At 64.8% G+C, this 17282-nt stretch carries 17 protein-coding genes and 3 tRNA genes; 13 read left to right on the forward strand and 7 right to left on the reverse strand.

Going from position 1 to position 17282, the window contains the following annotated elements; translation table 11 throughout:
* Positions 1-4 precede the first annotated feature (4 nt).
* The 4 genes from H556_RS0109140 to H556_RS0109155 all read right to left on the reverse strand — a co-directional run bounded on the left by H556_RS0109140 (position 5) and on the right by H556_RS0109155 (position 4560).
* Positions 5-934, reverse strand: a complete 930-nt coding sequence (locus H556_RS0109140; RefSeq protein ID WP_024354140.1) for a 2-hydroxyacid dehydrogenase — start codon at positions 932-934, stop codon at positions 5-7.
* A 219-nt stretch (positions 935-1153) separates the two neighbouring features.
* Positions 1154-2821 (reverse strand): energy-dependent translational throttle protein EttA, encoded by a 1668-nt coding sequence (gene ettA, locus H556_RS0109145; RefSeq protein ID WP_024354141.1) that lies wholly within the window; start codon positions 2819-2821, stop codon positions 1154-1156.
* A 113-nt stretch (positions 2822-2934) separates the two neighbouring features.
* Complete coding sequence (locus tag H556_RS0109150; protein ID WP_024354142.1) at positions 2935-3864, reverse strand: alpha/beta hydrolase; 930 nt, start codon at positions 3862-3864, stop codon at positions 2935-2937.
* An 84-nt stretch (positions 3865-3948) separates the two neighbouring features.
* Entirely contained in the window at positions 3949-4560 is a 612-nt protein-coding gene (locus H556_RS0109155) for a TIGR02466 family protein (RefSeq protein WP_024354143.1), read from the reverse strand.
* Between the two features lie 278 nt (positions 4561-4838).
* Here H556_RS0109155 and rplM point away from each other — a divergent pair, with 278 nt between their 5' ends.
* The 4 genes from rplM (at position 4839) to argC (ending at position 7214) form a co-directional block, all read left to right on the forward strand.
* The gene (gene rplM, locus H556_RS0109160; RefSeq protein WP_181409293.1) at positions 4839-5312 is read left to right on the forward strand and encodes a 50S ribosomal protein L13; all 474 of its coding nucleotides are present in this window, start codon (positions 4839-4841) and stop codon (positions 5310-5312) included.
* A gap of 2 nt (positions 5313-5314) precedes the next feature.
* Positions 5315-5803, forward strand: a complete 489-nt coding sequence (gene rpsI / locus H556_RS0109165) for a 30S ribosomal protein S9 (RefSeq protein ID WP_024354145.1) — start codon at positions 5315-5317, stop codon at positions 5801-5803.
* 96 nt (positions 5804-5899) lie between these two features.
* Positions 5900-6157: a hypothetical protein gene (locus tag H556_RS16335; RefSeq protein WP_147399870.1), complete on the forward strand. Its 258-nt coding sequence runs from the start codon at positions 5900-5902 to the stop codon at positions 6155-6157.
* A gap of 121 nt (positions 6158-6278) precedes the next feature.
* A complete protein-coding gene (gene argC / locus H556_RS0109170; protein WP_024354146.1) occupies positions 6279-7214 on the forward strand; it encodes an N-acetyl-gamma-glutamyl-phosphate reductase in 936 nt (311 codons plus the stop codon).
* A 19-nt stretch (positions 7215-7233) separates the two neighbouring features.
* Here the strand turns inward: argC and H556_RS0109175 are convergent, their stop codons facing one another.
* Together H556_RS0109175 and phaC are read right to left on the reverse strand one after the other, a co-directional pair.
* Positions 7234-7611 carry a hypothetical protein gene (locus H556_RS0109175; RefSeq protein WP_024354147.1) on the reverse strand — a complete coding sequence of 126 codons (378 nt, stop codon included), beginning with the start codon at positions 7609-7611 and terminating at the stop codon, positions 7234-7236.
* Positions 7608-9578 carry a class I poly(R)-hydroxyalkanoic acid synthase gene (gene phaC / locus H556_RS0109180; RefSeq protein WP_024354148.1) on the reverse strand — a complete coding sequence of 657 codons (1971 nt, stop codon included), beginning with the start codon at positions 9576-9578 and terminating at the stop codon, positions 7608-7610. The genes H556_RS0109175 and phaC overlap by 4 nt, the downstream gene beginning before the upstream one ends.
* Positions 9579-9666: 88 nt before the next feature.
* On the opposite strand from phaC, the gene H556_RS0109185 reads away from it, so the two are divergent.
* From H556_RS0109185 to H556_RS0109220, 8 genes are all read left to right on the forward strand, one after another.
* On the forward strand, positions 9667-10116 hold the full coding sequence (locus H556_RS0109185) for a hypothetical protein (RefSeq protein ID WP_245559456.1): 450 nt from the start codon (positions 9667-9669) through the stop codon (positions 10114-10116).
* Between the two features lie 182 nt (positions 10117-10298).
* Positions 10299-12101, forward strand: coding sequence for a single-stranded-DNA-specific exonuclease RecJ (gene recJ, locus H556_RS0109190; RefSeq protein ID WP_024354150.1), 1803 nt, complete (start codon positions 10299-10301; stop codon positions 12099-12101).
* Positions 12102-12216: 115 nt separating this feature from the next.
* Positions 12217-12291: transfer RNA gene (locus tag H556_RS0109195), tRNA-Glu, on the forward strand.
* A 183-nt stretch (positions 12292-12474) separates the two neighbouring features.
* Positions 12475-12549, forward strand: a tRNA-Glu gene (locus H556_RS0109200).
* A 181-nt stretch (positions 12550-12730) separates the two neighbouring features.
* Positions 12731-13270: a cold-shock protein gene (locus H556_RS0109205; protein WP_024354151.1), complete on the forward strand. Its 540-nt coding sequence runs from the start codon at positions 12731-12733 to the stop codon at positions 13268-13270.
* Between the two features lie 21 nt (positions 13271-13291).
* Positions 13292-13771, forward strand: coding sequence for a DUF192 domain-containing protein (locus H556_RS0109210; RefSeq protein WP_051130254.1), 480 nt, complete (start codon positions 13292-13294; stop codon positions 13769-13771).
* 68 nt (positions 13772-13839) lie between these two features.
* Positions 13840-13916 (forward strand) — tRNA-Pro (locus tag H556_RS0109215).
* Positions 13917-14088: 172 nt separating this feature from the next.
* Positions 14089-14775, forward strand: coding sequence for an acyl carrier protein (locus H556_RS0109220; RefSeq protein ID WP_024354153.1), 687 nt, complete (start codon positions 14089-14091; stop codon positions 14773-14775).
* A gap of 130 nt (positions 14776-14905) precedes the next feature.
* Here the strand turns inward: H556_RS0109220 and H556_RS0109225 are convergent, their stop codons facing one another.
* Complete coding sequence (locus H556_RS0109225; RefSeq protein ID WP_024354154.1) at positions 14906-15634, reverse strand: polysaccharide biosynthesis/export family protein; 729 nt, start codon at positions 15632-15634, stop codon at positions 14906-14908.
* A gap of 125 nt (positions 15635-15759) precedes the next feature.
* Here H556_RS0109225 and H556_RS0109230 point away from each other — a divergent pair, with 125 nt between their 5' ends.
* On the forward strand, positions 15760-17205 hold the full coding sequence (locus tag H556_RS0109230) for a GumC family protein (RefSeq protein ID WP_024354155.1): 1446 nt from the start codon (positions 15760-15762) through the stop codon (positions 17203-17205).
* The last annotated feature ends 77 nt before the right edge of the window (positions 17206-17282 follow it).

A 17282-nucleotide genomic window follows, 5' to 3' on the forward strand; every position in this document is an offset into this window, starting at 1 on the left:
AATTTCAGTCTGCGACAGGCGTCTTCAGCGGCTCGTCCGCAAAGTGGACCGAGAGATTCTGTAGAAGCAGCATCAGCATCCCCTGCACCGCTTCGGTCGTGGCGCCGCCGGTGTGAGGCGTCAGGACGGTGTTGGGCACGCCCGCCCAACGCGCGGCCTCGGTCGGTTCCTCGGCGAAGACGTCGAGGGCCGCGCCGCCCAGACGGCCGTCTTTCAGCGCGGCGATGACGGAGTCTTCATCGACCAACTGTCCGCGCGCAACGTTGACCAGCAGGCCCGTCGGTCCAAGCGCCTCGATCGCCTCGGCCGAGATCAGACCCCGGTTGCTCTCGTCCGCCCGGCAGGCGACGACGAGGATGTCGGAACCGCGCGCCAGTTCGATCAGGCTGTCGGCGCGCGGCCACACGGCTTCCTTGGCGCGCGGCGCCCACCAGCGGACATCCATGCGCATGACCTCGGCGCGGCGCGCCACGGCTTCGCCGATATGGCCCAGGCCGACGATCCCCAATCGCTGACCGCCCAGCGAAGTGGTGATGCTGCGCGTGGACAACTTCCATTCGCCAGCGCGGATGGTGCGGTCGCCCTCGGCGATCTGTCGACGCGCGGCCAGGATCAGGCCGATGGCGTGGTCGGCCACGTCCTCGTGGTTCACGCCGGGCGCATGGGTGACGGGCAGGCCGCGCGCGCGGCACCACTCGACATCGATGCCGTCATATCCAGCCGTGAAGCAGGCGATCAGCGACAGATTGGGCAGGCGTTCGATCAGCGCCTTGTCCAACTCGAACTCGCCCGCGACGATCAGGGCGCGAATGTCGTCTGCCGCCTCGATCGGCGGGCCTTCCCAGAAGCGATAGACATCGTAGGCACCTTCCAGGAAGGCGCTCAGCGGGGCCAGATGCCGCTGCATGATCAGGACGGCGGGACGCTGGGTCATGGGGGCAGACTATCCCGCTTTCGCTGGAGCGCCAGCTTTCTCATTCACCGCTCATCCCGGCGGACGCCGGGACCCAGTGCTTTGGCGACAGAAACGATGTTGGACCCTTGGTGACTTGGGCTCTTACTGGATCCCGGCGTCCGCCGGGATGAGCGGGAAGGGCATAGAAAAACGGCCCCCCGATTGCTCGGAGGGCCGCTTGTCAGTCTATGCGCTGGATCAGCGACCGAACTTCTGGTGCTGGATGCGCTTGGGAATGATGCTGTCCGCGCCCAGGCGGCGCATCTTGTCCTGTTCATAGGCTTCGAAGTTGCCCTCGAACCATTCGACGTGGCCGTCGCCTTCAAAGGCCAGGATGTGGGTGGCCAGACGGTCCAGGAACCAGCGGTCGTGGCTGATGACCACGGCGCAGCCGGCGAATTCTTCCAGCGCCTCTTCAAGGTTCTGCAGAGTTTCGATGTCCAGGTCGTTGGTCGGTTCGTCGAGCAGGATCAGGTTGCCGCCGGTGGCCAGGGTCTTGGCCAGGTGGACGCGGTTACGCTCACCGCCCGACAGTTGGCCGACCTTCTTCTGCTGGTCGCCGCCCTTGAAGTTGAATGAGCCGACATAGGCGCGCGTGTTGATCTCGCGTTTGCCGACCATCATCACGTCGGTGCCGCCGGAGATGGCCTGCCAGATGGTGTCGTCCGGCTTCAGGTCGTCGCGCGACTGGTCGACATAGGCCAGCTTGACCGTTTCGCCCACCTTGATCGTGCCGCCATCGGGCTGTTCCTGGCCGGTGATCAGCTTGAACATGGTCGACTTGCCGGCGCCGTTGGGGCCGATGACGCCGACGATGCCGTTGGGCGGCAGCTTGAAGTTCAGGTCGTCAAACAGAACCTTGTCGCCATAGGCCTTCTTCAGGCCGGTCACTTCCAGAACGACGTTGCCCAGACGTGGGCCAGGCGGGATCTGGATGGCGGCGAAGGATTGAGCCTTGGCGGAACTCTCCTGCTCGGCGACCATCTTCTCATAGGCGGCCAGACGGGCCTTGGACTTGGCCTGACGGGCCTTCGCGCCCGAGCGGACCCATTCCAGCTCGCGGGTGAGGGCGCGCTGGCGGGCTTCGGATTCCGACTGCTCCTGCACGACGCGCTTGGTCTTGGCTTCCAGCCACGAGGAGTAGTTGCCCTCGTGGGGGTGGCCCTTGCCGCGGTCCAGCTCCAGCGTCCACTTGGTCACCAGATCCAGGAAGTAGCGGTCGTGGGTCACCAGGATGACGCAGCCGGGGAAGTTTTCCAGGTGGTGCTGCAGCCAGGCCACCGACTCGGCGTCCAGGTGGTTGGTCGGTTCGTCGAGCAGCAGCATGTCGGGCTTGGACAGCAGCAGGCGGGCCAGCGCCACGCGGCGCTTTTCACCGCCCGACAGATTGGTGACTTCCCAGTCGTCCGGCGGGCAGCGCAGGGCGCCCATGGCCTGATCAATGCGGCTGTCGATGTCCCAGACGTCGCCGGCGTCGATCTTCTCCTGGAGGGCGGTCATCTCCTCCATCAGTTCGTCGGTGTAGTTTTCGCCAAGCTCGTTGGCGACTTCGTTGAAGCGGTTGACCCACTGCTTCTCTTCGCACCAGGCCTCGACGTTCTGGCGAACGTTCAGGGCCGGATCCAGCTGCGGTTCCTGTTCCAGATAGCCGCGCTTGACGCCGTCGGCGGCGCGCGCCTCGCCCTGGAACTCGTGGTCCAGGCCGGCCATGATCTTCAGCAGGGTCGACTTACCCGAGCCGTTGACCCCGACGACGCCGATCTTGGCGTCGTTGTAGAAGCTGAGCCAGATGTTCTCGAAGACCTTCTTGCCGCCGGGATAGGCCTTGGTCAGGCCCTGCATCTGGAAGATATATTGTTGCGCCATGCGTCGCGTCGCGCCTTTGATTCAGTGCGGATGGGAAGTTGCCGGAGGATGTAGCGACCCCGAAGGCTTTGGGCAAATCTTCGGACAGGGGCGCGGCTTTTCAATGGCGATCTTCAGCGAGCTGGCAAGACCGCTTCCAGTGCGCGTGTGAAGCCGATCGGAGCGACCGTCAGGTGATCCTCGTCTTCCAGCACGATCGAACTGACCTTCAGACCCGGATAGTTGCGAGACAGCAGATTGCCCTGCAGCGTCTTCATATCAGCCACCAGATTTGCGCCGCTGGTGTTGCGGCGGTCAGGGCCGGGAACCTCATAGCCGCCGACATACATGAAGACCTGCGCCTTCAGATCATCATGGGTGCGGGCATAGTCGGCTTCGGCCCCGAGCATATGACGTTTATCGTACCACAGCGACGGACTCCCCAGGACATAGCCGCTGAACATCGCCGGATCGCTGAACAGGATCTGGGCGCCCAACAGGCCGCCATAGGAATGTCCCAACAGCACGCGTTGTGTGGGATCGGCGCGGAATTTCTGCTCGATGAACGGCAGGGCCTGTGACTTCAGATAGGTCTGATAGGCCGCGCCGCCGCCGTGAATGTCTCCGGCGGAATTGTTCGGCCCATTGGGCGTAGGCGTGTAGTCGCGGCGGCGGCTTTCGGCGCCCTTGTCGCCCTCGGCGTAGGACAGGCCGACCAGGATGAAGTCCTGCACCACTGGCCCCTCCAGATTAACTCGACGGGCGATCTGGCGAATGATGGGAAAGGCGTAATCGGCGTCTGTGACATAGAGGACCGGATAGCGGCGGTTCGGCTCGGCCTCATAGCTGGCTGGCAAGCTGACGAAGACCTGATAGTTCCGACCGGATACGGGGTCCGGCACGCTCCAGACCTGGGTGCCCTGCAACACATAGGGCGCGCCATCAGCGCTCGCAGAGGCGTTCGAGGTCGCGGTCACGGCGTCCGCCTTCTCGCCGCACGCACCCAACAGAAGTGCGCCTGTTGCAAACATGGCGATCGTCGCCGCCGTGTTGAAAACCCGCATCCATTCCCCTCCAAAGCTTGGCCGTTGACGCAGGTTTCGCGAGAAATGCGGCGGCGGAAGGGCGTATATCGGTCCTCGTCGGCCTCAGGCGTAGTTGAAGCTGATGGAGATGCGCTGTTCTTCGGCGCGGTTGGCGGGCACTTCGTGACGCAGCCAGCTTTCCCACATCAGCACCGTGCCCGGCGCCGGCTTCAGATAGACGAAGGGCTGTTCCGCTTCGCTCGCTTCGGCGGTCAGGCCGGGACGGGCCATCATCATGGCCAGGCGCGGGTCTTCGATCTTCAGCGATGAGGCGCCGTCGGGGATGTGGATATAGATCGTGCCGGACAGGACGGCATGTGGGTGGATATGGCCGGTATGCCCGCCGCCGGGCATCAGGACATTGACCCACAGATTGTCGAGCCGCAGCTTTTTCGCCAGATCGAAATGCAGGCTCTGGGCGAAGAGCGCCGCGTGCTTGTCCAGCAGCTTCTTCAGCTCGGCGAACTCGGGAAATCGCTGAGGCAGGTCGTTGATCGAGCCGTAGGATGTGTAGCCCGGATAGTGGTTGGCGCGGCACCATTCGATCCCCGCCTCGTCTTCCTCCGCCATGACGAGGCACAGGTCCAGCAACTCCTCGTGCAGTTCGCTCCATCCGCGCGCCGAGGCGAGGGTGGCTTCATACACCTGGGTCGGAAACAGGAAGCGAGAGGGCATGGCCCGCGATTACCGCGTCTGGATTCGTGCGAGAAGATGAAAACCGTCGCGCCGGGAGGGTTGAGCGGCGTTTTCCGGTCCTTGGCCCACGTGTTTTACGCCGAATGGAGTGGGTATTTTAATACCATTAACAAATAGTCGATATTTTTCAATGCTTTGGTGTGTTATTGGTGTCGCGAGCGGCGTTGACCTCTGCGTGCGGACCCTCTATCAGCACGGCCTCCGCTCAATCCGTCCGGATCGAGCCGCGTTTTTCGTCTTCCAGGACCCTCATCATGCTGAAGAGCACTACGGCTTCGCTGAAGCCGGCCGAGGTCGAGAAGAAGTGGATCCACATCGACGCCGAAGGCGTCGTGGTGGGCCGCCTCGCGACCTTCATCGCCAACCGCCTGCGCGGCAAGCACCTGCCGACCTACACCCCGCACGTTGACTGCGGCGACTACGTCGTCGTCACCAACGTCGACAAGGTGGTGTTCACCGGCAAGAAGAACACCGACAAGGTCTACTATCGCCACACCGGCCACCCCGGCGGCATCAAGGAAACCACCCCGGAGAAGGTTCTGGGCGGTCGTTTCCCTGAGCGCGTGCTCGAGAAGGCCGTTGAGCGCATGCTGCCCAAGGAGTCGCCGCTGGCTCGCAAGCAGATGACCCACCTGCGCCTGTTCGCCGGCGCGGCGCACGAACACGAAGCCCAACAGCCCACGACCATCGACTTCAAGTCGATGTCGTCCAAGAACACCCGGAGCGCCTGAGCATGACCGACGTGACTCAAGACACCGCCGCCGGCTTTGACGCCCTGAAGGGCCTGGGCACCGCTGCTGCCGAGGAAATCGTCCGCGAGCCGAAGATCGACGCCCTGGGCCGCTCGTACTCGACCGGCAAGCGCAAGAACGCCATCGCCCGCGTGTGGGTGAAGCGCGGCACCGGCAAGATCACCGTCAACGGCAAGGACGTGGCTGCGTATTTCGCTCGCCCCGTGCTGCAGATGATGGTCGCCCAGCCGCTGAACGTCTCGGACCGCGCCACCCAATACGACGTGATCTGCACCGTCGAGGGCTCGGGCCTGTCGGGCCAGGCCGGCGCCATCCGCCACGGCCTGTCGCACGCCCTGACTCACTACGAGCCGGAACTGCGCAAGGTTCTGAAGCCGCACGGCTTCCTGACCCGCGACAGCCGCGTCGTCGAGCGTAAGAAGTACGGCCGCGCCAAGGCGCGCAAGTCCTTCCAGTTCTCGAAGCGCTAACTCGCAACCGCGAGTGGGAATACAAGGGCGCTTCGGGGAAACCCGGGGCGCCTTTTTTCTTTTTTGAGCGCAATGTAGATTTCTTGGATGAAAATAATGGCGCGTGTTTTTTCAGGGAAAGTGCAGCGGGCGCCGGAAGACGTTGTCTCCTGCTTGTCAAACTTTCTCGAGAATCGTGGCGCCCCTTATGATTGGGACGACTTCATTTCGGTGGATATTGCAGATCCTGCACTCGAAGCGATCCGTGCTGCCGCAGCGAACATCGACTTACCAGTGAATGCCGATGGCGAGCGTCGAATACGCGATCTTTTGATTGAGGCGCGACAAGTGGCGCGCGAGAGAAGCGCCGTTTGATCTCGACCTAACAATTTGAGCTAGCGTCTCAAATCTGCTGAATTCTCGGGGTTCGTCTGACCCCTCATCCGGCCCTGACGGGCCACCTTTTCCCACAAGGGGAGAAGGGCAGGAGATGCGCATGACCCACACCATCTTCATCGACGGCGAGGCCGGAACTACCGGTCTGGAGATCCGCGAGCGTCTGGAGGCGCGCGGCGATCTGGAACTGATGCTGCTGGGCGACCGCCGACGCGATGTCGAGGCGCGGCGCGAGGCGCTGAACAGCGCCGATGCGGTCATCCTGTGCCTGCCTGACGATGCGGCGAAGGAAGCCGTATCGATGATCGAGAATCCCAAGGTGCGGGTCATCGACGCCTCGACCGCCTATCGCGTGGCGGACGGCTGGACCTATGGCTTCGCCGAGATGGATGCGGACCAGCGCGCGGCCATCGCCGCCTCGACGCGGGTGTCGAACCCCGGCTGTTATCCGACCGGCTTCATCGGCCTGATGCGGCCGCTGGTGAAGGCGGGATTGGTTCCGGCTGACTGGCCCGTGACGATCAATGCGGTGTCCGGCTATTCCGGCGGCGGCAAGGCCATGATCACCGAGTTTGAAGCTGAGGGCGCGTCCACCGCCTTCCGCGCCTATGGCCTGACGCTGAAGCACAAGCACGTGCCGGAAATGACGAAGCACGCGGGCTTGTCACGTCCGGTGCTGTTCTCACCCGCCGTGGGGAACTATCGGCAGGGGATGCTGGTCGAGGTCCCGCTGCACCTGTCGGCCTTGCCTGAAACGCCGTCGGTCGAGCGGCTGCACGGCGCTCTGGTCGAGGCCTATGAGGGCCAGCGCTTCGTCGAGGTCGCGGAGATCGACGAGGCTGATGCCATGACCGGCATCGAGCCCGAGGGCCTGAACGGCACCAACCGGATGCGCCTGTACGTCTTCGGCGATCGAGGCGGGGAGCAGGCGCGTCTGGTCGCCCTGCTGGACAATCTGGGCAAGGGCGCTTCGGGCGCGGCGGTTCAGAACCTCAACATCATGCTGGGTCTGGACGAGGCGACCGGCCTCAAGTGAGGCCGTCCGGAGCGCGCGGTCAGTGCGCCCGCGCCGCCTTGACCGCCGACTCCACCGTCCCGCCGAAGAAGACGGCGGCGATGATGATCAGCAGGCCGTAATCGTGTCCGGGGAAGACCAGCGGCACGCCCGCCGCCAGGATGATCAGCGCCGGAAACAGGCTAGCCCAGACGGCGGTTGAGGCGGCGTGAGGATGGATCATCGGCGGACGCTGCATTCCCATCCGCCTGGCCATGATGCCGTTCAGCGGCACGAAGGCTGCGGGCACGATGATCGCAATCGCCAGATATTTGATCAGTTGGCCCGGCGCGCCGAACAGGGTCGCCGTGGCGATCAGCAGGATCAGCGGAATGGCCGTGGCGACGGCCAGCAGCAGGTTGGGCTCGATACGCTTCAAGACTTCACTTTCACATAGGCGCCGGGCGCCGGTTCGATAGGCTTCAGCGGCCCGGCTTTAGGATCGCGAGCAGAGATTTTCTCGCCCGACTTCGCGCCCAGCCAATCGGCCCAGTGCGACCACCAACTGCCTGGATGCTGCTGCGCCTCCGCTTGCCATTCCTCAAGCGTTTCGGGAAGGGCGGCGTTGACCCAGTGCTGATACTTGTTGGCGGACGGCGGGTTGATGACCCCGGCGATGTGGCCCGATCCGGCCAGCGTATAGGTCACCGGCCCGCCGAACAGCCGCGCCGAGCGATATACCGAGTTCATCGGTGCGATGTGATCCTCGCGGCTGGCCTGGAAGTAGAGGGGGATGTGGACCTTCGACAGGTCGATGGCCTCGCCGTCGATCTTCAGTTCGCCCTTCGCCAGGGCGTTCTGGCCGTACATCAGGCGCAGGTATTGCAGGTGAAGCCGCTTGGGCATCCGCGTCTGGTCGGCGTTCCACGCCAGAAGGTCGAAGGCGGGCGGCGCCTTGCCCATCAGATAGTTGGACACGAAGAAGGACCAGATCAGGTCATTGGCGCGCAAGGCGTTGAAGGTGTCGGCCATCGCCGTGCCGGGCAGGACGCCGCCCGCCTCGTCCATCAGCCGCTCGATCTCGGCCAGCCAGTGCTCGTCGGTGAACAGCAGCAGGTCGCCCGCCTCGGCGAAGTCGTGCTGGGCCGCGAAGAAGGTGGCGGAGGCGACGCGGTCGTCCCCCTTGGCCGCCATGTGCGCCAGGGTGGCGCCCAGCATGGTGCCGCCGATGCAGTAGCCGACGGCGTTCAGATGTTTCTGGTCAGTCTGCTCCAGCGTCTTCTCGACGGCGCGATAGACGCCCTTCTTCATATAGTCGTCGAGGCCGAACTCAGCCTTGTCGCGGTCCGGGTTGACCCACGAGCAGACGAAGACGGTGAAGCCCTGCGCGCTCAGCCAGCGGATCAGGGAATTCGCCGGCTGCAGGTCCATGATGTAGAATTTGTTGATCCACGGCGGGAAGATCAGCAGCGGGACGGCGTGCTGCTGATCCGTCGCGGCGTCGTACTGGATCAGTTCGAACAGCTCATCGCGCCAGACGACCTGGCCTGGCGCCGTGGCGACGTTTTCGCCCAGGACGAAGCGGCCATAATCGGCCTGACTGATCTTCAGCGACCCGGCGCCGCGCTCCAGATCGGCGGCGAAGTTCTGCATCCCGCGCACCAGGGATTCGCCGCTGGTCTCGGCCAAGGCCTTCAGCGCCACAGGGTTCGACGCCAGGAAGTTGGCGGGCGAGAAGGCGTCGGTCAGCAGGCGGGTGAAGAACTCGGCGCGGCGTTTCACGCGCGGGTCCACATCCTCGACGCTGGAGACCAGGCTGTTCATCCAGTCCGAGGTGGCTAGATAGGACTGGCGCATCATGTCGAACATGGGGTTCTCGGACCACGCAGGGTCGCGGAACCGCTTGTCGGACGGGGCGGGGCTGTCGACCGTCTCACCCATCGCCCGGCGGGTCGTGGTCGACCACAGCTCCATATAGCGGCCGAACAGGTCGGCCTGGGCCTGAAACAGCTTTTCGGGGCGGGCGGCCAGACTGGTCATGACCGAGGACATGGCCGGGGCCACATTGAACGGGTCGGGCGACAGGGCGGCGGGGCGGTCGGCCTGCGATAGAGCCGCCTCGGCCACCGCCGTCTGAGCCATCATCGCCGCCTTGGCGAGGTTCAACGACAGGGTTTCCAGCTGCTGACGCTGTTCGGTGCTGAAGGCCATGAAGTCGGGCGCGGAGGAGGGGGCTTCGTCCTGCGGCGTCGGTTCCGGGGCGGGCGCCGGTTGCGGCTGTTCAGGCGGTGCAGCGGCCTTCCTGGCGCGCGGCTTGGCTGAGGTCGGGCGGCCAGCCTTGCGCGGCGCGGGCGCCTCGGCGGGCGCTGTCTGCTGGAGCGGGGCCTTGGTCGGGCGCTTGGCCATGGCGAACCTCCGTTGGGGACGAGCGAATGCGCGCGCCTTCCTCCCGACGCGATGATGGCATATGTCAGTAACGGAAATGAACGCGCTTATGCTGAAAAAGACGGGATGGACGGCGGCCTGGGGGGCGACCCTCAGTTCAGCGCTGATTTTGGGCGGCTGCGTCGGGGCTTTCGAGCCGAAAACCGACCCGACCTCGCCGTTGGCGCCCCGCATCCAGCAACTGGTCGATGAGAATCGCCAATATCCGCGCTGGGCCGATTTCCCGCGCAGCAGTACGCCCTTGCCGCCGCCGACTGAAATCGCCGCCGATGTGGGACGCCTGCAAGGCCGCAGCGCTGCTCTGACGGCCGAGATGGCCCGTATCGACTGGACGCTGAACAGCGACCCGGCTGCGTTTCTCGCCGAGATCAATCGTCGCCTGGACGCCAGCCAGATGTCGCCCCAGACGCTGAAGACGGCGCAGGAGGTCGAAGCCTACGCCGAGGAGCTGCGCCGTCGCGCCACGCCGCCGCCGCCTATCGACCGCCCGCGTTTCTGAGGCGCACGACCGCCTTGGACGCAGCCGCGATTTAGGAGGCATGAGGCGCGCAGATCGCGTCCAGTCTCGAATCCCGCGATCCTGAACGCTTCGGCCGCAGGGCCGTCGCTCGAATCTGCTGCAAAGGTCCGCATGGCCCGTTCTGTCTTCATCGCCGCTTTTTTCGTCGGACGGACCTTCTGATGGCGGACGGTTACGGCGCGTCCGCCTTTTTGGGCGTCAGCCGCTCTCTGTCGGGGCGGGCGTGGCGGCAGCGTCCGGCCGAAGCGGCGACGACCCGCGCCCATATGCAGGCGCTGGGGCTGGACGAGGTGATGGCCCGCGCCCTGTCGGCGCGCGGCGTGGCGGCGGATCAGGGCGCAGACTTCCTGAAACCGACGCTGAAGGCGCTGTTTCCCGATCCGTCCAGCTTCATGGACATGGACGCCGCAGCCGCCGCGATCGTCGATGCCTTGCAGGGCGACGCCAGCATCCACGTCTTCGCCGATTACGATGTAGACGGGGCGTCCAGCGCGGCGCTGCTGGTCCGCTGGTTCCGGGCGCTGGGCGCCGACCTGCCGATCTATGTGCCGGATCGCCTGACCGAGGGTTACGGCCCCAGCGCGCGGGCCTTTGACACGCTGAAGGCACGCGGCGCCGACCTGGTTATCACTGTCGACTGCGGCGCGGCGGCCAATGAGGCGGTGGCCCATGCGGCCGCCATCGGCCTGAAGGTCGTGGTTATCGATCACCATATGATGCGCGAAGAACCGCCCGCCTGCCTCGCCGTGGTCAATCCGAACCGGCCGGGCTGCGGCTCTGGCCAGGGCAATCTGGCGGCGGCGGGCGTGGTCTTCGTCCTGCTGGCGGCTCTGAACCGCGAGGCGCGCGGGCGCGGCCTGTTTGAAGGCAAGTCTGAACCGGATATCCGCCAGTGGCTGGACCTGGCGGCGATGGGCGCCATCTGCGACGTGACGGGCCTGACCGGCTTCAACCGCGCCCTGACCAGTCTGGGGCTGGGAGTGATGTCGCACTGGCGCAATCCGGGTCTGCGCGCCCTACTGGCGGCGGCGGGGAGCGAGCCGGGACCGGCCAAGACCAACCACGCGGGCTTTATTCTGGGGCCGCGCATCAATGCGGGCGGTCGGATCGGCAAGTCGGATCTGGGCGCGCGCCTGTTGTCCACAGACGACGCCGACGAAGCAAGGTTGCTGGCGCAGGAGCTGGACGCCCTGAACCTCGCACGGCGCGAGGTCGAGACCGAAGTCACGGAACAGGCCGTCCGCCACGTCGAGGCGACGGGCGCCCATGCCGACGATAGCGCCGCCGTAGTTGTCAGCGGCGAAGACTGGCACCCCGGCGTGGTCGGCATCGTCGCCGGGCGCCTGCGCGAACGCTGGAGGAAGCCGGTCATCGTCATCGGCGTCGACGCCATCAATGGCTTGGGCAAGGGCTCGGGTCGGTCACAGCCGGGCATGAATCTGGGCCGAGCGGTGCAGGCGGCGTGGAACGAGGGGCTGCTGATCGCGGGCGGCGGTCACGCCATGGCGGCGGGGCTGACGATCGCGGCCGACCGCATCGACGAACTGCGCGCCTTCCTCAACGACCGCCTGTCGGCCGAGCGCGTCGAGGCGGTGGCTCAGGACTGGGTCGAGATCGACGCCCTGATCGATCCGCGCGCCGCCACCCGCGATCTGTTCGATGCGTTCGAACAACTGGCCCCCTACGGCCCCGCCAACCCTGAACCCTTGTTCGCGCTGGAAGGGGTGCAAGCGCGCGAGCCAGTCGCCATGAACGGCGGCCATGTTCGGTGCCGTCTGGTCGGGCCGGACGGCGCCTCGGTGCGGGCCATCGCCTGGCGCTGCGCCGATCTGCCGACGGGCAAGGCGCTGCTGGCGGGGCAGGGCGGGTTGAACCTGGCGGGCCGCTTGAAAGCCGACGATTGGAACGGCCGTCGCGGCGTGCAGTTCGAGATCGAGGACGTCGCCGATCCGCGCATGGTCTGAAACCGTCAGCCTTGGCCGTGAAACGACGCAGGTCTTTGAAAAAGTCGCATAAATCCGCTTCGCCGAGCTTGCCATAGGCGGAATCGGCGGCTATCTACACGGTCCTCCGCGCAGCGGTCCCTTCGTCTATCGGTTAGGACGCCAGGTTTTCAACCTGGAAAGAGGGGTTCGATTCCCCTAGGGACTGCCACGCGGAGTTTATCTCCCCTGACAATTCAAGCTGTTTCACCGCCGTGATTTCGCGCGTCTGCGTACTTGTTTCGTACGCGCCGATCCGCGCCGGACGGTCGACTTGCCGTTTTTTTGAAAAAGCGCGCAGCAGCCTCTTGCGTCGCCGAAAAGGGACGGCTATCAGGCCGCTCCTCCGCGCAGCGGTCCCTTCGTCTATCGGTTAGGACGTCAGGTTTTCAACCTGAAAAGAGGGGTTCGATTCCCCTAGGGACTGCCACGCGGAGTTTTATCTCCCCCGACATCGTCAAAATCCTTCAGCGCGTCATTGCAACGCGCAGTTGCGCGCCGCCTTGCGTTCTTGACAATAATGTGGCGTAAAATGGGCAGCGAGATTGCCAATCTTGGTGTACCCGTGTTATGGTGACTGTCCCGGTGTGTTCGGGCGGGGGTGTTAGGTGATGAGTTTCGAAGAGAGCGATACGCTTGAGACCGTAAAGGTCGCGGGCACGGTCAAATGGTTCGACGCGGGCAAGGGATACGGCTTCATCGTTCCTGACGATCCGGCTCTGACTGAATCTCGTGATGTCCTGCTTCATGTCACCAGCCTGCGCCAGGCCGGGCACGAACTGGCGGGCGAGGGCGCGGCCATCACCTGCGAATGCGCCAAGCGGACCAAGGGCTGGCAGGTTGTGACGGTCATTGATCTGGATGCGGCCGTGGCGGCGCCTGTGATGCGCCGGGAAAGCATCCGGCCCTCGTCCATTGGTCAGGCTTTCTCTGCTGACACGCCGCTGGAAGCGGCTGTGGTCAAATGGTTCAATCGCACCAAGGGCTATGGATTCGTGGTGCGTGACGGCCAGGATGGCGATATCTTCGTTCACGTTGAGACGCTGCGACGCTGCGGCCTAGACGACCTGCTGCCGGGCGATCCGGTCAGCGTTCGCTTCGCCGAAGGTCCCAAGGGCCTCGTGGTGGCTGATATCAGACCGGGCGGCTGAGTTCGTCCGTAAGGGACGATGATGATGAACCTTACTCGCCGTTTGGCTCTGGGGGCGGCCCTGGGGATCGCCGTGACGGCTTCGGCCTGCGCGCCCACCGGGCCGATGGATGGCGCGGGGCGACCGCTTGAGGCCCTGTCCATCGTTACATCGACGGGCGAGCACAAATTCATGGTGGAAATCGCGGACGACGACGCCGAACGCGCGCGCGGTCTGATGTTCCGCCCGCCGCTGGAAGACGATCGCGGAATGCTGTTCCAGTTTCCGGCGGCGTCCGAGCAGAGCTTCTGGATGAAGAACACGCCCAGTTCGCTGGACATCCTCTACATCGATCCGCGCGGCCGCATCGTCTCCATCGCCAGCCACACGACGCCGAACTCAGAGGCGCCGATTCCCTCGAACGGCGCAGCCAACGGGGTGCTGGAACTGCGTGCGGGACGGGCGGACGAGATCGGCGCCAAGCCGGGCGACACGGTGAAACACCCTTTCTTTCGCCCTTGACCGACTAAGGCGCCGCTTAGGCCGTTGCGGCGCCGCCGCCGACGTGCCATGAGAGCGCTCCGTCGGTCCGGGGTGTGGCGCAGCCTGGTAGCGCATCTGGTTTGGGACCAGAGGGTCGGAGGTTCGAATCCTCTCGCCCCGACCACGGTTTAAGCCCTTTTGGGCTGGATGAGTTTTACACGCGTCCACGCGCGCAAGCGCTGCCTCTCAATCGGTTTTCTCGCTGGTTTTGGTTTCCCCAAAACAGACCCTTTGAACTTCATCTATGGATGATAGCGGAACTTGTTGATAGGGCCGGTTTGAGCGAAGTTCGGTCTATGATCGCGACTACGGCTCCATTGACGACGCTCGGGTTAGCTGGCGATGGCGATGACCTCGACGTTCTAGTCGCGGTTGAACGGTCGTTCGGTCTTTCTTTCGAGGACGAGGAAACTTCTTCCTGGCAAACCGTAGGCGATTTTTACGAAGCCGTTCTGAGCAAGCTCGCTACGACGGCGATTCAAGGCAAGTGCTCGACTTCGATGGCGTTCTATGATGTCCGGCGGTTTCTACGGAGCAGGGGAAGCGCTGGTGTTATCCGCCCGTCGACAAAGCTCCGGGACCTAACGCGGATACGTCAGGCTGCCGTGCTGAAGGCGTTGGCCGAAGAGACGGAAACGGCGCCTGTTCCCTTGACCTTGGGGTGGAAGTTTTTTCCGGGGATCGCGCTGCTGATATTCGGCATTGCCGGCCTTCTAGTCTCTCATTCCCCGATCATGATTGTTCTTTCGGCTATGGGAATTGTTGCGGGCTGGGTTGTCGTTCGCTCTGGCGCCGCATCATTCGGAATGAAGCCCGTTGGCGATCTTTCGACCGAAATTGCGCGGTCCAACTTCGCCGTTTTCGCCGCCAAAGGTGCCGACGCTCGGCCGACGACAATCTGGCGGATATTTCGAGATCTGCTCGCGCAGGAAGCCGGCGTTCGTCCGGAGTTGATTTCCCGCCAGACAAGGTTGTTGGCGTAGCGCCGAGCAGACCATTCGAACGTCGCTTATGGGTCGTGAAGCGAAGTTCGCTTGGGCCTGTAAGACGGGCTTCGCGATCCATATGGACGATGACGCGGCTTCACTTATCGCCGCATCGCTCTGACCCACATTACGTCGAGGCGTAGCCGCCGTTGATGGCGTAGGAGAAGCCGATCGGCAGGGCGGCGCGGAACTGGGTGAAGAAGGCCGCCAGTTCGCCCAGCGTCGAGCGCGGAACGAAGATGATGTCGCCGCGACGCAGGGGCAGAATCTCGCCGCGCGGCGCGCGCAGGTCCAGCACCTTCAGCATGCGCAGATCGCCCGGTCCGCGTCGGATCAGGGCGCAGTTGCGGGCGTTGGACGTCGGCAGGACGCCGCCCGCCATGATCAGGGCCTGATAGGCGTCGATCTGGCCCGGCATGTCGAACATGCCGGGATTGCGGACCTCGCCGTCGATCCAGACCTTGAGCGGACCGGCCTGGCGCAACGTCACCTCGACCTCGGGGCGCAGCAGGTGAGGGGCGTAACCGGCCGAGATGTCGTCCTCAAGCTCCGACAGGCTGCGCTCGGCGGCGGTCACATGTCCGACGAGCGGCAGGGAGACCCGTCCATCGGGGCCGATCTTCAGCTGGCGAGTCAGTTCGGTCGCGGTGGGCAGGGCGACCTCGATCTCGTCTCCGGCGTAGAGGCGGTATTCAGGTTCGATATCGGTCCACGGCGCAAAGGGCAGGTCGCGCGGCAGGTCCGCCACCGTCTGGGGCCGGGGCAGGGCGGCTGACCCGCCGTTGCGACCGCCAGCCGCGCAGCCGGTCAGGCCGGCGCCCAGCGCCAGAAGAAGCAGGCGGCGATCAACGTCCATGAGCGGCCGGGTCCGATCGATTGCGAAACTGAAGTTCCTCCAAGTTGACGCCTTATGGGTAACGGCCGGTTAACGCCAACGCTTCAAGGTGTCCCGGTCTGACACTGGTGGATAATCCGGCCCGTATGCGTTCGCACGTCACAGCAACCCGTCCCCGGTACGGCGTCATGGACGTCGTGGCCCTGCTGTTCCGGGAGCTGCTGTTGATGATCGTCATCTTCGCGGTGCTCTTCGGCATCGGCGCCGCTGTCGTGATGACGATGAAGAAGACCTACACGGCTGGAGCCAGCCTGTTTGTCGGCGTGGGCCAGGAATATGTCTACCAGCCGCGCGTCGGTTTGGGCGAGCGGGCTATGCCTCCTTCGGCCGCCGAGGTGGCTCAGTCCGAAGCCGCCATTCTGAACAGTCTGGAGGTCAAGCGTCGCGTGGTGCGCGCCCTGGGCGTCGAGAGCTTCCAGAGCCCCGATGCGCCCCCGCCCGCCGATCCGGCCCGCCGCGAGGCCTCGGCGGTTCGCGCGGTCGCCAGCGGTCTGGGCGTCGAGGTGACGCCGCTGAGCCCGGTGATCGGCCTGAGCTACAAGAGCGATGATCCGGCCAAGTCGGCGCGGGTCCTAAACACGGTCATTGACCAGTATCTGACCTATCGCCGCGAGGTCTTCCAGGACCGCGCGACGGCGGCGATCCGCACTCAGCGCCAGACGTTCGAAGATGAGCTGGGCGACGCTGACCGCGCTTATGAAGACTTCCTGCGCACCAATAACATCGGCGATTTCGCCACGGCTCGGGCGACGGTCGCCAGCACCTATCAGTCGATCTTCACCGAGCGGATGGGCGTTCAGGCTCAACTGCAACAGGCGTCGCAGCGCCTGTCGACCCTCGTCAGCCAGTTGTCGCGGACACCGTCGGAGGTGGCCCTGTACAAGGATCTGAACGTCTCGGCTCAAGACCTGATCCTGCAACTGCGCACCGAGCGTGAGAGCCTGCTGGCCCGCTATCAGGCTGACGCCCAGCCGGTGCGCGAGATCGACGCCAAGATCGCCCAGCTCCAGACCTATGTCGGCACCGGCACGGCGGTCGGCGCCAAGGAGGTCCGCACGGGACCGAACCCGATCTGGGTCGAGCTGGAGACGACCCGCATCAACGCCCAGGCCGAGCGGGACTCGCTGGCGGCGCGGTTGGCCGTGCTGGATCGGCAACTGTCGGACCTGCGCGCGCGTCAGTCGCGCCTGACCGAACTGGAGTCGCGCAACTCGACACTGGCGGGCAACCGCGAGGTGCTGACCGCCTCGATCCGCGAGTTCCAGCAGCGCGAGACCCAGAGCCGCGCCGACAACGAACTGGTCAAGGCGGGCGCCGATAACGTCACCGTCATCGAGCGCGCCCAGCCGCCGTCGAAGGGCAAGAGCCTGAAGGCGCCGCTGATGATCGCCGTCTTCCTGTTCGCCGGCTTCACCGCCCTGTGCGTCGGCCTGCTGCGGGTGCTGCTGCGGCCGGGATTCGCCATGCCCGCGACCCTGAGCCGCACCCTCAATGCGCCGGTGCTGGCCGTGGCGCCGGCCAAGAGCGCCTGAGCGCGTATGACGCTGATACGCGGCGATGACCGGCGGACGGCTCGTGCTAGGTTGCGCCAAATGGCGCGCGCGTAACC

Source organism: Brevundimonas naejangsanensis DSM 23858 (assembly GCF_000421705.1).
Lineage (GTDB): Bacteria > Pseudomonadota > Alphaproteobacteria > Caulobacterales > Caulobacteraceae > Brevundimonas > Brevundimonas naejangsanensis.

Bases quoted from the DNA above. Each gene is read 5' to 3' on its own strand.
- H556_RS0109140 (WP_024354140.1), bottom strand. From the start codon at position 934: ATGACCCAGCGTCCCGCCGTCCTGATCATGCAGCGGCATCTGGCCCCG.
- ettA (WP_024354141.1), bottom strand. From the start codon at position 2,821: ATGGCGCAACAATATATCTTCCAGATGCAGGGCCTGACCAAGGCCTAT.
- H556_RS0109150 (WP_024354142.1), bottom strand. From the start codon at position 3,864: ATGCGGGTTTTCAACACGGCGGCGACGATCGCCATGTTTGCAACAGGC.
- H556_RS0109155 (WP_024354143.1), bottom strand. From the start codon at position 4,560: ATGCCCTCTCGCTTCCTGTTTCCGACCCAGGTGTATGAAGCCACCCTC.
- rpsI (WP_024354145.1), top strand. From the start codon at position 5,315: ATGACCGACGTGACTCAAGACACCGCCGCCGGCTTTGACGCCCTGAAG.
- H556_RS16335 (WP_147399870.1), top strand. From the start codon at position 5,900: ATGGCGCGTGTTTTTTCAGGGAAAGTGCAGCGGGCGCCGGAAGACGTT.
- argC (WP_024354146.1), top strand. From the start codon at position 6,279: ATGACCCACACCATCTTCATCGACGGCGAGGCCGGAACTACCGGTCTG.
- phaC (WP_024354148.1), bottom strand. From the start codon at position 9,578: ATGGCCAAGCGCCCGACCAAGGCCCCGCTCCAGCAGACAGCGCCCGCC.
- H556_RS0109185 (WP_245559456.1), top strand. From the start codon at position 9,667: ATGCTGAAAAAGACGGGATGGACGGCGGCCTGGGGGGCGACCCTCAGT.
- recJ (WP_024354150.1), top strand. From the start codon at position 10,299: ATGGCGGACGGTTACGGCGCGTCCGCCTTTTTGGGCGTCAGCCGCTCT.
- H556_RS0109205 (WP_024354151.1), top strand. From the start codon at position 12,731: ATGAGTTTCGAAGAGAGCGATACGCTTGAGACCGTAAAGGTCGCGGGC.
- H556_RS0109210 (WP_051130254.1), top strand. From the start codon at position 13,292: ATGATGAACCTTACTCGCCGTTTGGCTCTGGGGGCGGCCCTGGGGATC.
- H556_RS0109220 (WP_024354153.1), top strand. From the start codon at position 14,089: ATGATCGCGACTACGGCTCCATTGACGACGCTCGGGTTAGCTGGCGAT.
- H556_RS0109225 (WP_024354154.1), bottom strand. From the start codon at position 15,634: ATGGACGTTGATCGCCGCCTGCTTCTTCTGGCGCTGGGCGCCGGCCTG.
- H556_RS0109230 (WP_024354155.1), top strand. From the start codon at position 15,760: ATGCGTTCGCACGTCACAGCAACCCGTCCCCGGTACGGCGTCATGGAC.